Source organism: Ruegeria discodermiae, assembly GCF_030758345.1.
Classification (GTDB): domain Bacteria; phylum Pseudomonadota; class Alphaproteobacteria; order Rhodobacterales; family Rhodobacteraceae; genus Ruegeria_C.
Map to the genome: position 1 here is coordinate 263,306 of NZ_JAVAMO010000001.1, position 15,821 is coordinate 279,126.

Sequence of the window (15,821 nt, forward strand, 5' to 3'; positions counted from 1 at the left end):
GGCGGTCGTTGGCTCAAATCCCGCACACAATGGCGCGATCCGGTATTTTCGAACCGGCGCGGGTTGTCTATGTCACCGGAATGGAACCGGAATTCAAAATCGAATGGGACGGGCCACGCTCGCGCTATCACGAAACTCGCGTGCGCGCGCACGTCTCGCGGCGGGCGCAATTTCTTGACGATCCTTCCTTTCCGCGTGGATGCAGCTATTTGCGTGTTCCGCTCGTGTCGCAGGACTATGAGGGGCCGGGCATCGATTGCCACTGGGACGACGATCGCCATGTGCTGGTCTGTTATATGGATATCGAAGACGGCCCGCTGCCGGAAGAACTCGAAGCCGTTTTCAGCCCAAATGGCGACAGGCCCGAGGATTTTTTGGTCACTGCCTTTAGCGTCGACCGGCCAAGACGCCTGAATTGAGGCCGAGGCTCCGGCCTTGCAAATTCAATCAAACGCCTGCCGCAAGACCCCCATCGCCTCATCCGGGTCAGTGACCCAGTTCAGGAACGCGCCAAGCGACGCATCGGCAAAACCCTGATCGATCGTGCGTTCGACAAGACTGCGCAGCGGGTCCCAATACCCCTCGATATTCATGACCAGAATGGGTTTGTCATGCAGGCCTAGCTGCCGCCATGTCAGTGCCTCGAACAGCTCATCCAGCGAGCCCGGCCCACCCGGCAGTACCACGACCGCATCGGCGTTCATGATCATCACCTTCTTGCGCTCATGCATGGTTTCGGTGACCACATAGCGGATCAGGTCTGACTTGCCGACCTCGCGCCGCACCAGATGTTCGGGAATGACGCCGAACGTGTCGCCCCCCGCGCTTTGCGCGGCGCGCGCGACCTCGCCCATAAGCCCCACATCACCGGCCCCATAGACCAGCCGCCAACCCTCCTGCGCCAGCAATGTGCCGAAGCTGCGAGCGGCCTTGGTATAGGCAGGCATTGCTCCGGGGCGTGATCCGCAATACACACAGACGGATTTATTGTTCATGGGCGGGCCTTTCGCTGGCACAATAGGGGGAGTACCCCCTGATAACGAGGCGCAAGGGCAGGCTCAATATCAGGTCCGGATTTCTTGCCTCTCATGATGGCAACCGGGCAATGGGGCGCGAAGGGAGCACAATGGCGGAGCACGCTGGTGGCGTAGGAGGCGGCAAAACGACCTGGGCAATTGTCGCAGGCGGGGCCGCTGTGGCGGTCGCGCTGGTCTATTTCCTGTCGTCGCAGGAGCAGCCTGAACCCGAGGCAGATAGCTCCGCAACGCCGGAAGCGAGCGTAGCCGAGACAGGCGAAGCCGACGCGGTCGAAACCGACGCGGTCGAAACGGATGCGGGCGAAGCAGAGGTGGGCGAGACAACCGATCCCGACGAGCCTTCGACAGCGTCGGAGCCCGCATCGGATGACACCGCTGCCGAGGTAACAGATCGAACACCCGCCGAGGCCAATCCACCCGCGCCGACTGACACTGCAGAAGCCGAAGACACGGAGCAGCGTGTCGAGGCGCCAGACACGGAGGTCGTTGCCCCTGAGCTTGACCTGATCCGGGTGGAACCGGACGGGTCGACCACGCTTGCGGGGCGGGCCGCGCCGGGCAGTCAGGTGCAGGTGTTGGTGGACGGGGACGAGGTGCATTCCTTTGAGGTCGACCAGAGCGGGCAGTTCGCCGCGCTGTTTCCCATCACGCCCGAGGACGCACCCCGAACCCTCACCCTGCGCGCTGCGCAGGGGGACCAGGCCGCCCTGTCGGATGATTTCGTGATCGCGGCGGCACCAAAGCGCGCGCGCGACCAACCGGCGGCCTCCGATCAACTGGCTGCGAATGAGACCCCTGCGGAAACACGCCCTTCACGAGAGAGCGCGGCCGACACCAAAACCGGGGAGGAGGAGAAGGCGGCGGATACCGAAGAGACCGTTGATATCGCTACAAACGATACACCCGCCTCGTCAGACGACACTGCCGATGCGCAGCTGGCGCCGTCGGACAGCACCGACGAGACCGAATTGGCCGAGGCAACTCCCGACGCCGCGCAAGAGACCACCGACGATGCGCCGACCATCCTGCGCTCGGATGAAGAGGGCGTGGAACTGGTGCAATCGCCTCAGCCACAAAGCCCGGCGGCGGGGCAGGCACTGCAACTCGACACGATTGGTTACACCGACACAGGCGAAGTCGAGTTGACCGGGCGCGCAGCAGGCGGGTCCACTGTGCGGGTCTACCTCGACAACCGGGCCGCGCGAGACCTGAGCGCGGCAGAAGATGGCCGCTGGCGGGGTGAGATCGACGGGATCGCCCCCGGCACCTATACGCTGCGCCTTGATGCGCTGGGCGCGGATGGCAAGGTGATCGACCGGCTGGAAACCCCGTTCCGCCGCGAAGCGCCGGAACAACTGCTGGCGTCAGACGCAGATATCGAGACGCAAACCGCCACCATTCGCGCCATCACCGTGCAGCAGGGGGATACGCTCTGGGCGATATCGCGCGATCGCTATGGCGATGGGGTGTTCTATGTGAAAGTGTTCGACGCGAACCGGGACAGCATCCGGAACCCCGATCTGATTTATCCGGGGCAAATCTTCAACCTGCCGGAGTGATCTCTGGTCCCAGCAGAGCCAGCCATGAAGCCAGCAAGCGCGACCCAAAGCAAACAGGACATCTCGGACACCGAACGCCGCTCGGGCTGGCGCACGATCCGCAAGGTGACGCCTTATCTCTGGCCCGAGGATGAGCCTTGGGTCAAACGCCGCGTTATCTGGGCCATGGCGGCGCTGGTTTTTGCAAAGCTGATCGCGGTTTACACGCCGATCCTCTACCGCAACGCGGTGGACTCGCTGGCCGGTGACGCGCAATCGCAACTGCTGCTGGGCGCGGTGGGGCTGACCGTGGCCTATGGCGTGGCGCGAATGATGACCGTGGGGTTCCAGCAACTGCGCGACGCGCTCTTTGCACCGGTGGGCCAGCGCGCGCTGAGGGCCTTGGCGCTTGAAACCTTCCAGCATATCCATCGCCTTTCGATGCGCTATCACATCACCCGCAAGACCGGCGGGCTCAGCCGGATCATCGAGCGCGGGGTAAAGGGCGTCGACTTCCTGCTGCGCTTTTTGCTGTTTTCCATCGGCCCGCTGATCCTGGAATTGGTGCTGGTCGCCATCGTGCTGATGTGGCTCTTCGATGTCTGGTATCTGGTCGTCGTTGCCGTCACCATCGGGCTTTACATCTGGTTCACCTTCGCCGTGACCGAGTGGCGGGTGAAGCTGCGCCGCGAGATGAACGAGCAGGATACCGAGGCCAATCAGCGCGCCATCGACAGTCTGCTGAATTTCGAAACCGTCAAGTATTTCAGCGCCGAGGAACGCGAGGCGCTGCGCTATGACCAGTCGATGGGGGCTTATGCGCAGGCCGCGCTCAAGACTGCCTATTCACTGGCCTTCCTGAATTTCGGCCAGTCCTTCCTGATCACCTGCGGCCTTGTCGGCGTGATGGTGATGGCCGCGCTAGGCGTGCAGAGCGGGCAGTTGACCGTGGGCGATTTCGTCATGGTCAACGCCTACATGATCCAGATCACAGTGCCGCTCAATTTCCTCGGTACCGTCTATCGCGAGATCCGCCAGTCACTGGTGGATATGGGCGAGATGTTCGACCTACTGGAACAGCCCGCCGAGGTCAGCGACAAGCCGGGTGCCCCCGCGCTCAAGGTCAATGGCGGAGCGATCACGCTGGAGGATGTGTATTTCGGCTATGAACCCGACCGCGAAATCCTCAAAGGTGTCTCGCTTGCGGTGCGCGCCGGGCAGACCGTCGCCATCGTGGGGGCCACCGGCTCGGGCAAATCGACCATCGGGCGGCTGTTGTTTCGCTTCTATGACGTGACGGCGGGGGCGTTGAAGATCGACGGGCAGGATGTGCGCGACGTGACGCAGCAAAGCCTGCACGAGAATATCGGCGTGGTGCCGCAGGACACGGTGCTGTTCAACGACACGATCCGCTACAACATCGCCTATGGCCGTGCCGATGCAACGCAGGACGAGGTGGAGGACGCCGCGCGTGCCGCCCAAATCCACGACTTCATCGCGCAGTTGCCCGAAGGCTACGACACCAAGGTGGGCGAGCGCGGGCTGAAACTGTCGGGCGGCGAGAAACAGCGTGTGGGCATTGCGCGGACCTTGCTGAAAAACCCGCCCATCCTGCTGCTGGACGAGGCCACCAGCGCGCTTGACACCGAAACCGAGCAGGAGATCAAGGATGCGCTGGCCCGCGCCGGGGAAGGGCGCACGGTGATCACCATCGCCCACCGTCTCAGCACCATTGCCGAGGCCGACCGGATCGTGGTTCTGGATGCGGGCCAGATCGCCGAACAGGGCACTCATGAGGAATTGCTGGGCCATGACGGTCGGTACGCGCAGCTCTGGTCGCGCCAGCAAAGGGACAGCGACGAGGCTGCCTGATCCCGAGCATTTGCGTGACATCGCGCTGGTCTCTGTCGGGGTGGGGCAACCGGTATCTCGCGCGCATAGAGGTTGTGCTTGCGGAAATTCGCTGCCTATATGCGTGTGACTTTGACATGTCTGAACAACAGGATCTCACCCATGAAAAAGCTGTCCGCCCTGGGCGCAATCGCAATGCTGATTGCATCTCAGACTCCTGCCGCTGCTCAAGATCTGGAATTCATGCTGGCCAATGAAAGCAGCGCCGATCTTGTGGAGTTCAACATCTCCAGCGCGTCGTCGGATGACTGGGAAGAGAACCTGCTTGAGGGCGGATACCTCGCGCCGGGTTATGAAAGCGGCGTGCTGATCGCGGATGGGCTCAGCACCTGCATCTATGATCTGCGCGGTGTCTTCGCGGATGGTTCCGAAGTGGAAGATTTCGGCCTCGATCTCTGCGATCTGGGTGGCTACACCTTCACCGACTGATCCCGTCTCATCGGTCTTGCCTAAGGGCTCGCCGCGCGTGTGGCGGGTTCGACCTCTCTGTCTCATATCACAATCGCGCGTGGCTGTTTTGCCGGGCGGCGCGGGCGTGGTAGGCTGACGTTGCTTCAGTTCGAGGTGACGACATGTATCGCAATTTGAGAAACGGCCTGTTGCAGGCCGCCTTTGCAGTTGGTCTTTGCGTCGCGGCGGCGCAGGCCGGGGCTGACCCAATCGTGGGGCTCTGGAAGACAGAACCGGACCGCAAAGACCTGATCTCGCATATCAAGATCAGCGCCTGCGGGGACAAGTTCTGCGGCGTGATCGAAAGCGCCTATGACAAATCCGGCAAAGAAGTGCAGACCAAGAATATCGGCAAACGGTTGTTCTGGGACGTCGCCAGCGAAGGCAGCGGCAAATATGGCGGTGGTGAATTCTGGGTACCGTTGGTCAATGTCGATGCGGTCCCCACCATGACGCTCAGCGGCGACAGCCTGAAGGTCAAAGGCTGCAGCCACCATATCTGCGGCCACCAGACCTGGACACGGCTCTGATCGCTCGACCGACAGAAACAGATCGACAGCTTGGATGCGATCTCTGGTCGGACCGGCTGCTGGACCGCATAGCGCCAGCGACCGATTCGCATGTTTCGTCTAGGCCATTGCTGTTGCCTCAATTTCGAACAACAACTCGGGCATGGCCAAGCGGGTAACACCCAACAGCGTCATTGGGGGCGCGACCTGATGAGGTCCAAAGCGCTGTCCCAGAAGATCGAAATTCTTCAACGCCTCATCAACGTCGGTGGCATATACGCCCAGTTTCGTGACATTGCTCAGGGTCATGTCAGCCTCTTTCAGCACGGCCTCCAGACTATCCAAAGCCAGGCTGATCTGCGCCCGCATGTCACCGGCATGCTGTGGCTTGCCTTCCCCGTCCATGGCAGTTTGGCCCGCACAGATCATCTGACGCGTCGCGCCCTCAATGATCTCAGCCTGATTGTAACCCAGCTTGAGTGACCAGTCCCAGGGGTTCACGGCAGTCCGTTGCATCACATCGACCTCCTTGTTTTGCGTTGCTGAAGCCGGTCTAGGTCTAAATAGTGCCAAAATTTGTCACTATTTGTGATAGACCAGCCGCATGAGCATTCGACTCAGACATGACACCATCGTGCGCAGCCTTCGCCGAAACGGAACGGCCACGGTGGACGCGCTCGCGACAGAGGTTGGCGTCTCACGCCGGACAATTCTGCGCGACATCAGCGCATTGCGCGACGATGGCTTTGTCATACATTCCGATGTCGGGCGTGGCGGCGGGCTGCAGCTTGATCCGCAATCCATGCAAACCACTACCCGGCTTTCGGTCCCCGAGGTGTTTGCCCTTCTGATCAGCGTCGCGGCCATGCGGGCGGCGGGCAATCTGCCCTTTTCGGACCTCGCCGATTCAGGTCTGGCCAAGATCGAAAAAGCGTTGCCATCCGACAAAGTCCGCGATCTGCGTGCTTTTCTCGACTGCCTGCATATCGGCACGCTGTCGCCGCTTCAGGACCTGTCTGACATGGGGAAGATGGACGCTGACCTGTTGCCGGTCTTTGAAACCGCCTTCCTTGGACGCAGGCTCATCCGCTTTGAGTATCGCGATGCCAAAGGTCGAAAAACAAAACGCCGGGTCGAGCCGCAGGCCATGCTCATCCTGCCACCGCTGTGGTATCTGGTTGCCTGGGACCCGATGCGCGAGGATTTCCGGCATTTTCGGATGGATCGGATCAGCGCGCCCGAGGCGCTCGCCGATACCAGCTTCCGCCGCCGCCATGTTCCGTTTGAAGAGGACGTCTGCCCGTATAGTGAACTTGCCGACTGAGAACCGGAGACCCCATCCAAAGACTGGTCTCAGCCGGTTTTGCTCCGGACGCCTGCCGCTACACAGACAGGCGTCCGGGAGTGAGCCTCACTCCGCCGCTTTGATAGGCGATGTGCCGGGGGGGGCCGGTGTTTCGGGAGGCTCGGGGGGTTTGAATTCCGAGACGTCGGCGGTGGACTTGCCGGGTTCGCCCCAGATGATCTCGGTTGCGCTCAGGTCCTTGGCCGAGCGGAACAGGCGCATGTCGCGCGCGATCCGGCTGGAGCGGCCTGCGGTCAGGCGGGCCAGCAACCGGCCAAGCCAGATCGCGTAGGTTTCAACCCACACCCGCAGTGCCAGGAACGAGGGTGTCACGATCAGCGTCAGCACCGTTGCGATGCCCAGGCCGAACACCACCGCCGTCGCCAACTGTTTCCACCAGAGCGCCGTGGGGCTGTCGATGGAATAGCCGCCATTGATGAAGTCGAGGCTCAGCCCGAACATCATCGGCGTCAGGCCCGCCATGGTGGTGATCGTGGTCAGCAGCACCGGGCGGATACGCGCCTCGGCGGTGCGGATGATCGCCTCGATCCGGGGCATGTAGCGGCTGTATTCCTGATAGGTGTCGATCAGCACGATGTTGTTGTTCACTACGATCCCCGCCAGCGCCACGATGCCGGTCCCGGTCATGATGATCGAGAAGGGTTGCTCCATCACGACCATCCCGATCAGCACGCCGGTGGTCGACAGCACCACCGCCAGCAGTACCAGCAGCGAGTTGTAGAAGCTGTTGAACTGGGCCAGCAAGATGATGAACATCAGCCCCAGAGCGCCCATGAAGGCCTTCATCAGGAAGGCGCCAGATTCCTCCTGCTCCTCCTGATCACCGGTCCAGAACCATTCGACCGGGCCGGGGAGGGGGTCGGTTTCCAGCCACTTGGTCAGTTCCGCGATCCGCTCGTTGGGATTGACCGGTGCCGTTTGGGCGCTGCCGTCATCAAATGCGGTTTGAAGCGCGGCGTTGTTCTCGGCCTGAACCAGATCGAACACCGCATAACGAGCGCCGCTTGGTGCGGTTACCGAAGGTCCGCTGGCTGCGGTCCCTTCCGGGACTTCCTTGACAAGTGCCAGAGTTTGTACGGCCCCGTCCGCATCGGTGCGCGTGACCTTGATCAGCCCCGGTTCCACATCCGCTTTGATGTCGAAATAGCGCTTTTGATCAACCCGGTCGATCGAGGCCAGTTTCGGTACCGGTTTGCGGGTCACGAAGTTGCTGAGCGGGACCAGACCGTCAGGCGTGCGCACCTTGATTGTGTCGAGTGTGGAGAGCACGCGCTCTTCCTCGGGCAGGCGCACGCGGATTTCGATCTCCTCGTCGCTGCCTTCGGGGCGCATCTCACCCAGCAGGACACCGCGTGTCACAAGCTGCACCATGGCGCCCACGGTGGCCACATCGGCACCGAAGCGACCGGCATTTGCCACATCCACGTCGATCTGCCAGTCGATGCCGGGCAGGGGCAGGCTGTCCTCGATCTTGATCAGACCCGGTGTTGCCTCGAACTGTTGCCGCGCGGTTTCCGCCGCGAGCGTCAGTTCTTCCCAGTCGTCACCTCTGAGCCGCAGATGCACCGGCTTGCCCTGTCCGGGTCCCTGTTCCAGGGCCGAGACCTCGGCAATGATGCCGGGCAGTTTGACCAGTTCGGCGTTCAACTGGTCGAGGACGAAATTGCCGTCAAAGTTGGGGTCGATGATCTCTTTCTCAAAGCCCAGCCAGCGGCTCATCAGCCCGCCGATAAAGCCAGTCAAAGGTTCCTTGGCGTGGGGTCGATCCTCCCACGGGATAATCTCGAACTGGACCTGACCGATTGTATCGGCAGGGGATTGTCCACCACCGGGGCCGCCAGTGTTCAGTCCGCCCTCACCGGCGAAGGAAAACACGTTGATCACCGCCGGATGCGCCTTGATGATCTCTTCGACCTCGCGCACCATTTCGTCTTTTTCATGCAGCGAGATGTTGCCGCGGGCACGGACATAGGTGGTGGCCTGTTCCGGCTCGCTGTCCACAAAGAACTCGACGCCGCGCGAATTGGCCGGGAACCAGACCGTTGCGATAAATATGACGGCGGAAAAGACAACCGCAATCGAGACGATCGGCATGATCGGGTTGCCGGCGATGAACTTGATGACGTTGCCAAAGGCCGTGTGTTTGGAGCTGCGCTCGACATGATGGCTCTCATGGATGCGCTGAACCGCGCCCATCGTGACGGAGGCTGAAAACGCGCCAATCACGAATACGAGCCCCCCCGAGATCAGACCCGCGATACCCGTATCACCGCTGCGCAGCATCATCATGACGCCTGTGAAGACGAGGTAGAGCGCAACCGGGACAAGGGCGGCCCGCAGCCAGAACGGGGCGCGCGCGCGCAGCCAATCCGAGATGCGGCCAAGCACGCGGCTCATGCGGCCGGAGACGCCGCCCATCACCGGCAGATAGATCAGTGCCACGACCAGTGAGGCCGAGAGCACGAAGATCAGCGTGACCGGCAGCATGCCCATGAACTCACCCGGAACACCGGGCCAGAACAGCATCGGCAGGAAGGCACAGAGCGTTGTGGCTGTGGAAGAGACGATGGGCCAGAACATCCGCTGCGCCGCCTCGACATAGGCGTGCATCGGGCCGATCCCGTCCTTGATACGCTTGTCGGCATATTCCACCACCACGATGGCGCCATCGACCAGCATCCCCACCGCGAGGATCAGACCGAACATCACGATGTTGGAAACGTTGATCCCCATGATCGCCAACAACACGAAGCACAGCAGGAACGAGGTTGGAATGGCAAAGCCCACCAGCAGCGCGGCGCGGCTGCCAAGGGCGGCCAGTACCACGATCATAACCAGCGCAATCGCGGTCAGGACCGAACCTTCCAGCTGTCGCACCATCGAATTGACGACGCGGCTCTGGTCGTTCGAGGTGCCGACCTCGACCGCGGCCTGCAGTTCCTTGGGCCAGCTTACCTGCGATTCAGCGACGGTGGCTTTGACCAGATCGACCGTGTCGATCAGGTTGAACCCCTTGCGCTTGACCACCTGCAGGGCGACGGTGCTTTGCCCGTCAAACCGCGCGGTGCCTTCGCGGTCCTCGAACGTGTAGTTGATCTGCGCCAACTCGCCCAGTGTCACAACGCGGTCGCCATTCACCTTGACCGGCAGGCCATAGACATCCTGCGCCGTGGTGAAGGAGGAGGGGATCTTGACCGAGAATGCACCCTGCGCGCTGTCAATCTCACCCGCCGCAATGAGCTGGTTGTTGTTCTGCACAACCGTGATCAGTTCCGAGGCGGTGACGTTATAGGCCTCCAGCCGCAGAGGGTCGATGATGACCTCTAGCAACTCGTCGCGATTGCCCGCGATCCCGGCTTCCAGAACCGCATCGAGCGATTCAAGGTCGTCCTGCAAATCCTTGGCAATGCGCGCCATTGTCCGCTCGGGGACAGCGCCGGTCAGGCTGACGATGACAATCGGAAATTCCGAGAAGTTGATTTCGGTCAGCGTATATTGCTCGGCCCCAGTCGGAAACTCGGCCTGCGCCGTGTTCATCGCATCGCGCACATCAGCGGTGATCGCGGTCTTGTCCCAGCCGAAATCAAACTCCAGCGCCACACCGGCATAACCTTCGGCAGCGGTTGCGGTCATTTCCTTGAGCCCGTCCAGATCGGCCAGCTCGGTTTCCATCGGCTTGACCAGCAGGTTCTCGCTGTCTTCTGCCGAAATGCCCGGGAAAGAGACCGAGACAAACAGCGCCGGGATCTCGATATCCGGCTCGCCTTCCTTGGGCAGGTTGACATAGGCGAAGCCGCCAATGATCAGCGACAGCGCGATAAAGGCCAGAACCATCCGGGCGCGCGAGGCGGCCCAGTCGACGATGCCCGTCATTGCGCGGCCTCCCGATAGGTGGGCGCGACCTCAACACCTGCGGTGACGAAATCCTGGCCCACCACGATCACATTCGCCTGTTCCGGCAAGCCTGCCAGCCAAACGCCGTTGGCATCGTCACGCAGCAGTTCAACCGGCACAAATTCCACCAGATTGCCATCGCCAACGACCCGCACGCCAAGCTCGCCGTGATTGTCGAGCGTCAGCGAGGATTGCGGCAGCAGATGCGCCTTGGCCCCTTCTGCGGCGATCTGGATGGTGGCGGTCTGCCCGTCGCGGATTTTCAGGTCCGGGTTGGGGACCGAGACTTCGACCTCGAAGGTGCGGGTCGTCTCATCTGCCGAGCGGCTGAGGAAGGTCACTTGCCCCGCCACCTGCAGGCCGGTCGCCAGTTGCGCACCTGCCTGCGCGCCCAGTTGCACCCGGTTGACCTCGGCCTCGGGCACGAAACCCACCAGCTTGATCGGGTCAAGCTGGATCACCGTCGCGCAGAGCGATCCGGGCTGCATCAGGCTGCCCAGTTCTGCCGCGTCGCTTTCCAGCAACCCGTCGAACGGCGCCGTAATGGTGATGCGATCCAGCTCGCGCTCTCTTGCCGCCACTGCGGCGCTTGCGGCTTCGATCCCGGCGCGGGTGGCTTCCAGACCGGATTCGGCGGTCTTGATCCCGGCCTCGGCGCTGCGCACGCCCGCTTCGGTCGCGACGCGGCGCGTTTCCGAGGCATAGCCGCCCTCGGACAGACGTTGGGCGGCGTTGTTATTGATCAGCGCCTCTTCCAGAAGCGCCTTGGCCTCGTCCAGCCGTGCCTGCGACTCCGGTACCCGGCTTTGCGCTTCGCTCTGACGGGCCCGCGCCTCCAGCAGATCGGCCTCGCGGGTGCCGACATCCAGCTGGCACAGCAGGTCGCCCGCCTTGACAAACGCTCCCTTGCGCAACGGTTCGGAGACCACGGTCGAGGTTGTCTCGGCCAGCACCTCAACCTCGCGGATCGCCTTGGTTTGGCCGCGCAGCAGCACCGCGCTGTCAATCTCGCGCGCAACCGAGCGCATAGCAACAACGCCGATCAGGTTTGGTGCGTCTTCCACCGCTTCGGCAGTTTCCCTTTGCGTTTCGACCGGCTCTGCGGCGGCATCGCCTTTGGCGAAGGCCAGGAACGCGTCACGCTCAAATACCAAGAGATAAAGCGCAATTGTCACCAGAATCGCGGTGATTATGGGAATCAGACGCATCTTTTGCCTCTCTCAAATTCTTCACGGCGCAGAGGGGGTAGTCCAATCAGACCTGCACTGCGACTTGTCACATGGTGTCTTGTTTCCATGTTGTCTACGCTAAACTGACCAGTTCAGATTATTTTTTTTCGCCGCGCTGTGCAAGCACTGGCTGTTCCAGCGCCCCAGAGCCCTTGGCTTGCCCGTTGAGCCACGCTATGACAGCCGCCAGAAAACCGCATTGAGGCAGGACCGAGGGCCGGGATGAGCGACACCGACAGTTTCATTGACGAAGTCACCGAAGAGGTGCGTCGAGACCGCATGTTCCTGCTGCTCAAGCGCTGGGGCTGGGTCGGTGCGCTGGCCGTGGTCGCGATTGTGGGCGGCGCGGCCTATAACGAATATTCCAAGGCGCAGGTCCGGTCGCAGGCCGAGCAGCTTGGCGACAGCATCATTGCCGCGCTGAACGAGAATGAAACCGCTGTGCAGGCCGAAAAGCTCTCGCAGGTCGATGCCTCATCCAGTGGCGGCGACGCGATTCTCAAGATGCTCACCGCGTCGGCTCAGGCCGGATCGGATCAGACCGACGCAGCGGTGCAAAGCCTCGACGCGGTGGCGGCAAATGGGGAACTGCCGCAAATCTATCGTGACATCGCCAGCTTCAAATCGCTGACATTGCAGACCGAGACGCTGGCGGTCGAAGACCTGCGGCAACGGTTCGAGGCGCTGGCCCAACCCGGCGCGCCGCTGCGCCTGCTGGCCGAGGAGCAACTGGCCCTGATCGACATCGCCCATGGCGAGGCCGAGGCGGCGATGACGCGGCTGCAGGCCCTCATTCAGGACGCCGAGGCCAGCACAGACTTGCAACAACGCGCCGCACAGTTGATTGTCGCGCTGGGCGGGACGCCGGAACAGGCCCCCGGTCAACGGGGATGATCCGGGCCCGCAGGGTACCGGCAGTGGGTAACGAATAGGCAGGATCGGGCATGGCACACTTCTCATTCTCGCGTAGCGGATTGGCCGCGATGGGCGCAATGCTGCTGCTCGGTGCTTGTCAGGAACCTGATCCGGTCCTTCCGGGCAAGCGCGAAACACTGCGCGGCGCAGAGGTCGGGCAGGGCGAAATTCTCGCCTCGAAACCGATCCGTCTGCCCGCGCAGAAGACCAACGCCGCCTGGCCGCAAAGTTTCGGCACCCAAGCCTACCGCACCGATAACCCCGCCCTGCGGGCAACGCCACAGCGCATCTGGTCCACCCCGATCGGCGCGGGCGACAGCCGTCGCCAGCGCATCACGGCTGATCCGGTTGTGGGTGGTGGCCTGATCTATACGCTGGACGCCGCTGCGCAGGTGACTGCGGTCTCCCCCAATGGCGGCATCGTCTGGAGCCGTAGTCTGGTTCCCGCCGGCGAGGGCGACGGGCAGGCCACCGGCGGTGGCATGGCCTACGACAACGGCACGCTCTATGTCTCCTCGGGTTTTGGCCGCCTCAGCGCGCTGGATGCCAACTCGGGTGCCGTGCGCTGGCAGCAGCGGCTGAACGCCACCGGCAGTGGCACGCCGACCATTCGCGACGGATTGCTCTACCTGGTTGCCGGGGATGAGACCGGCTGGGCCATCAACACCAAGGATGGGCGCATCGCCTGGCAGGTTCAGGCCACGCCCAGCATCGGCAACGTTCTGGGCGCACCTGCGCCTGCGCTGACCTCGGATCTGGTGATCTTTGCCTTTGCCTCGGGCGATATCATCGCCAGCTTCCGCAAAGGCGGGTTGCGGCGGTGGAGCGCGTCGGTCGCCGGTCAGCGCAAGGGCCGCGCGGTCGCGCGCATTGCCGATATTACCGGCGGGCCGGTTGTGGTCGGAAGCCGTGTCTATATCGGCAACCATTCTGGCCGCACCGTGTCGCTGGAAACCCAGTTGGGCGAGCGGCAATGGACGGCGGATGAGGGCGCGATCTCGCCGGTCTGGCCTGCGGGCGACAGCATCTTCCAGATCAGTGATCGCGGTCAGCTCATGCGGCTGAGCACGAGCGATGGCTCGGTCATTTGGGCGCGCGACCTGCCGGGCTTTCTGCGCGACAAGCCGCGCCGCCGGGGCGAAGTGGTCGCCAATTATGGCCCGATCCTGGCCGGTGGTCGCCTCGTGGTCGCCTCCAATGACGGCTTCCTGCGCTTCTTCCGCCCCGAGGATGGCACGCTCCTGAACCAGGTCGAGGTGCCCGGCGGGGCCACCACCGGGCCTGTGGTGGCGGGCGGCACGCTCTATGTCGTCAGCGCCAAAGGTGATCTACACGCTTTCCGTTGACGCAAACATGCGCTAAAGGGCGCGTCTGAGTCTTGAAAGTGAAGCCCGATGTCTTTGACCCTCGCCATTGTGGGGCGCCCAAATGTGGGCAAATCCACGCTATTCAATCGCCTTGTCGGCAAACGGCTGGCGCTGGTTGATGACCAGCCCGGCGTGACCCGCGACCTGCGCGAGGGTGAGGGGCGGCTGGGCGATTTGCGCTTTACGGTTGTTGATACTGCCGGTCTGGAAGAGGCCACCGATGACAGCCTGCAGGGCCGGATGCGCCGCCTGACCGAGCGTGCGGTGGATATGGCCGATGTGTGCCTGTTCATGATAGATGCGCGCGCGGGTGTGACGCCGACGGATGAGGTCTTTGCCGATATCTTGCGCAAGAAATCCGCGCATGTGATCCTTGCGGCCAACAAGGCCGAAGGGGCGTCCGCCGATGCAGGCGTGATCGAGGCTTACGCACTGGGTCTGGGCGAGCCGGTGCGGTTGAGCGCTGAACATGGCGAGGGGCTAAACGACCTCTATTCACAGCTGATGCCGGTGGCCGATCGCATGGCAGAAGAGGCCGAGCGGATCGCGCCAGAGACCGATGTCGAACTGAGCGAGGATGAGGATGAGGGCGAAGCGCCCGCCATCACCGCCGCAAAACCGTTGCAGGTTGCCGTTGTCGGCCGCCCCAATGCGGGAAAATCCACGCTGATCAACAAGATACTGGGCGAAGATCGCCTGCTCACCGGTCCCGAAGCCGGGATCACCCGTGACGCGATTTCCCTGCGCATCGACTGGAAAGGCACGCCGATGCGGGTCTTTGACACCGCCGGGATGCGCAAGAAAGCCAAGGTGCAGGAGAAGCTCGAAAAGCTGTCGGTCAGCGACGGCTTGCGCGCGGTCAAGTTTGCCGAGGTGGTGGTTGTTCTGCTGGATGCGGCCATTCCCTTTGAACAACAGGACCTGCGCATCGCCGATCTGGCTGAACGTGAGGGGCGGGCTGTGGTGGTGGCCGTCAACAAATGGGATGTCGAGGAGCACAAGCAGGAAAAGCTGCGCGATCTGAAGGAGGCCTTCAACCGGCTGCTTCCGCAATTGAAGGGCGCGCCGCTGATCACGGTCTCGGCCAAGACGGGCCGGGGGCTCGACCGGCTGCACGACGCGATCCTGCGGGCCCATGACGTCTGGAATCGCCGGGTGACCACGGCGGCGCTGAACCGCTGGCTGACCGCGATGCTGGAACAGCATCCACCGCCAGCGCCCGGCGGGCGACGCATCAAGCTGCGCTACATGACTCAGGCCAAGACCCGCCCGCCGGGCTTCGTCGTCATGTGCAGCCATCCCGACAAGATGCCCGACAGCTATACGCGCTATCTCGTGAATGGCCTGCGCGAGGATTTCGACATGCCCGGCACACCGATCCGGTTGACCATGCGCGGGCAGGGCGACAAAAACCCGTATAAGGGGAAAAAGAAGGCTGGGCCCTCGAAACTGCGTAAACATCTCAAAGGGCGCGCGTAACCGCGCCAATTTGCTGCATTTTTCATCTCGGGGCGTGACAAGCCCTGCGAATGGGCGCTATTCAGGGCGCAAGAGTATCGTTTTGATTGCATCCTGCCATCCGGCAATGTGACATCCGCAATTGCA

General features: G+C 62.5%; 13 protein-coding genes. 9 read left to right on the plus strand and 4 right to left on the minus strand.

Going from position 1 to position 15,821, the window contains the following annotated elements:
- The first annotated feature begins 80 nt into the window (after positions 1-80).
- Entirely contained in the window at positions 81-419 is a 339-nt protein-coding gene (locus tag Q5Y75_RS01290; RefSeq protein WP_306193609.1) for a hypothetical protein, read from the plus strand.
- A 24-nt stretch (positions 420-443) separates the two neighbouring features.
- On the opposite strand, the gene Q5Y75_RS01295 is transcribed toward Q5Y75_RS01290, so the two are convergent.
- Positions 444-995 (minus strand): LOG family protein, encoded by a 552-nt coding sequence (locus Q5Y75_RS01295; protein WP_306193611.1) that lies wholly within the window; start codon positions 993-995, stop codon positions 444-446.
- 131 nt (positions 996-1,126) lie between these two features.
- On the opposite strand from Q5Y75_RS01295, the gene Q5Y75_RS01300 reads away from it, so the two are divergent.
- The 4 genes from Q5Y75_RS01300 (at position 1,127) to Q5Y75_RS01315 (ending at position 5,466) form a co-directional block, all read left to right on the plus strand.
- The gene (locus tag Q5Y75_RS01300; RefSeq protein ID WP_306193613.1) at positions 1,127-2,596 is read left to right on the plus strand and encodes a LysM peptidoglycan-binding domain-containing protein; all 1,470 of its coding nucleotides are present in this window, start codon (positions 1,127-1,129) and stop codon (positions 2,594-2,596) included.
- Between the two features lie 24 nt (positions 2,597-2,620).
- Entirely contained in the window at positions 2,621-4,447 is a 1,827-nt protein-coding gene (locus Q5Y75_RS01305; RefSeq protein WP_306193615.1) for an ABCB family ABC transporter ATP-binding protein/permease, read from the plus strand.
- A 141-nt stretch (positions 4,448-4,588) separates the two neighbouring features.
- Positions 4,589-4,915, plus strand: coding sequence for a hypothetical protein (locus Q5Y75_RS01310; protein ID WP_306193617.1), 327 nt, complete (start codon positions 4,589-4,591; stop codon positions 4,913-4,915).
- Positions 4,916-5,058: 143 nt separating this feature from the next.
- On the plus strand, positions 5,059-5,466 hold the full coding sequence (locus Q5Y75_RS01315; RefSeq protein ID WP_306193618.1) for a DUF2147 domain-containing protein: 408 nt from the start codon (positions 5,059-5,061) through the stop codon (positions 5,464-5,466).
- A 99-nt stretch (positions 5,467-5,565) separates the two neighbouring features.
- Here the strand turns inward: Q5Y75_RS01315 and Q5Y75_RS01320 are convergent, their stop codons facing one another.
- Positions 5,566-5,961 (minus strand): RidA family protein, encoded by a 396-nt coding sequence (locus Q5Y75_RS01320; protein ID WP_306193620.1) that lies wholly within the window; start codon positions 5,959-5,961, stop codon positions 5,566-5,568.
- A gap of 88 nt (positions 5,962-6,049) precedes the next feature.
- Here Q5Y75_RS01320 and Q5Y75_RS01325 point away from each other — a divergent pair, with 88 nt between their 5' ends.
- Positions 6,050-6,769, plus strand: a complete 720-nt coding sequence (locus tag Q5Y75_RS01325; protein ID WP_306193622.1) for a helix-turn-helix transcriptional regulator — start codon at positions 6,050-6,052, stop codon at positions 6,767-6,769.
- Between the two features lie 87 nt (positions 6,770-6,856).
- Here the strand turns inward: Q5Y75_RS01325 and Q5Y75_RS01330 are convergent, their stop codons facing one another.
- Positions 6,857-10,684 (minus strand): efflux RND transporter permease subunit, encoded by a 3,828-nt coding sequence (locus Q5Y75_RS01330; protein WP_306193624.1) that lies wholly within the window; start codon positions 10,682-10,684, stop codon positions 6,857-6,859.
- Entirely contained in the window at positions 10,681-11,913 is a 1,233-nt protein-coding gene (locus tag Q5Y75_RS01335; RefSeq protein ID WP_306193626.1) for an efflux RND transporter periplasmic adaptor subunit, read from the minus strand. The genes Q5Y75_RS01330 and Q5Y75_RS01335 overlap by 4 nt, the downstream gene beginning before the upstream one ends.
- Before the next feature lie 243 nt (positions 11,914-12,156).
- Between Q5Y75_RS01335 and Q5Y75_RS01340 the strand changes: the two genes are divergently transcribed.
- From Q5Y75_RS01340 to der, 3 genes are read left to right on the plus strand one after another with little or no spacing between them, the layout of a single operon-like run.
- Entirely contained in the window at positions 12,157-12,828 is a 672-nt protein-coding gene (locus Q5Y75_RS01340; RefSeq protein WP_306193627.1) for a tetratricopeptide repeat protein, read from the plus strand.
- Positions 12,829-12,878: 50 nt separating this feature from the next.
- Positions 12,879-14,195, plus strand: coding sequence for a PQQ-like beta-propeller repeat protein (locus Q5Y75_RS01345; RefSeq protein WP_306193628.1), 1,317 nt, complete (start codon positions 12,879-12,881; stop codon positions 14,193-14,195).
- A gap of 48 nt (positions 14,196-14,243) precedes the next feature.
- Positions 14,244-15,695: a ribosome biogenesis GTPase Der gene (gene der, locus Q5Y75_RS01350; RefSeq protein ID WP_306193629.1), complete on the plus strand. Its 1,452-nt coding sequence runs from the start codon at positions 14,244-14,246 to the stop codon at positions 15,693-15,695.
- The last annotated feature ends 126 nt before the right edge of the window (positions 15,696-15,821 follow it).

Coding starts and splice junctions, on each gene's coding strand:
- Q5Y75_RS01290 (WP_306193609.1), top strand. CDS start 81: ATGGAACCGGAATTCAAAATCGAATGGGACGGGCCACGCTCGCGCTAT.
- Q5Y75_RS01325 (WP_306193622.1), top strand. CDS start 6,050: ATGAGCATTCGACTCAGACATGACACCATCGTGCGCAGCCTTCGCCGA.
- Q5Y75_RS01335 (WP_306193626.1), bottom strand. CDS start 11,913: ATGCGTCTGATTCCCATAATCACCGCGATTCTGGTGACAATTGCGCTT.
- Q5Y75_RS01295 (WP_306193611.1), bottom strand. CDS start 995: ATGAACAATAAATCCGTCTGTGTGTATTGCGGATCACGCCCCGGAGCA.
- der (WP_306193629.1), top strand. CDS start 14,244: ATGTCTTTGACCCTCGCCATTGTGGGGCGCCCAAATGTGGGCAAATCC.
- Q5Y75_RS01300 (WP_306193613.1), top strand. CDS start 1,127: ATGGCGGAGCACGCTGGTGGCGTAGGAGGCGGCAAAACGACCTGGGCA.
- Q5Y75_RS01320 (WP_306193620.1), bottom strand. CDS start 5,961: ATGCAACGGACTGCCGTGAACCCCTGGGACTGGTCACTCAAGCTGGGT.
- Q5Y75_RS01305 (WP_306193615.1), top strand. CDS start 2,621: ATGAAGCCAGCAAGCGCGACCCAAAGCAAACAGGACATCTCGGACACC.
- Q5Y75_RS01310 (WP_306193617.1), top strand. CDS start 4,589: ATGAAAAAGCTGTCCGCCCTGGGCGCAATCGCAATGCTGATTGCATCT.
- Q5Y75_RS01315 (WP_306193618.1), top strand. CDS start 5,059: ATGTATCGCAATTTGAGAAACGGCCTGTTGCAGGCCGCCTTTGCAGTT.
- Q5Y75_RS01345 (WP_306193628.1), top strand. CDS start 12,879: ATGGCACACTTCTCATTCTCGCGTAGCGGATTGGCCGCGATGGGCGCA.
- Q5Y75_RS01340 (WP_306193627.1), top strand. CDS start 12,157: ATGAGCGACACCGACAGTTTCATTGACGAAGTCACCGAAGAGGTGCGT.
- Q5Y75_RS01330 (WP_306193624.1), bottom strand. CDS start 10,684: ATGACGGGCATCGTCGACTGGGCCGCCTCGCGCGCCCGGATGGTTCTG.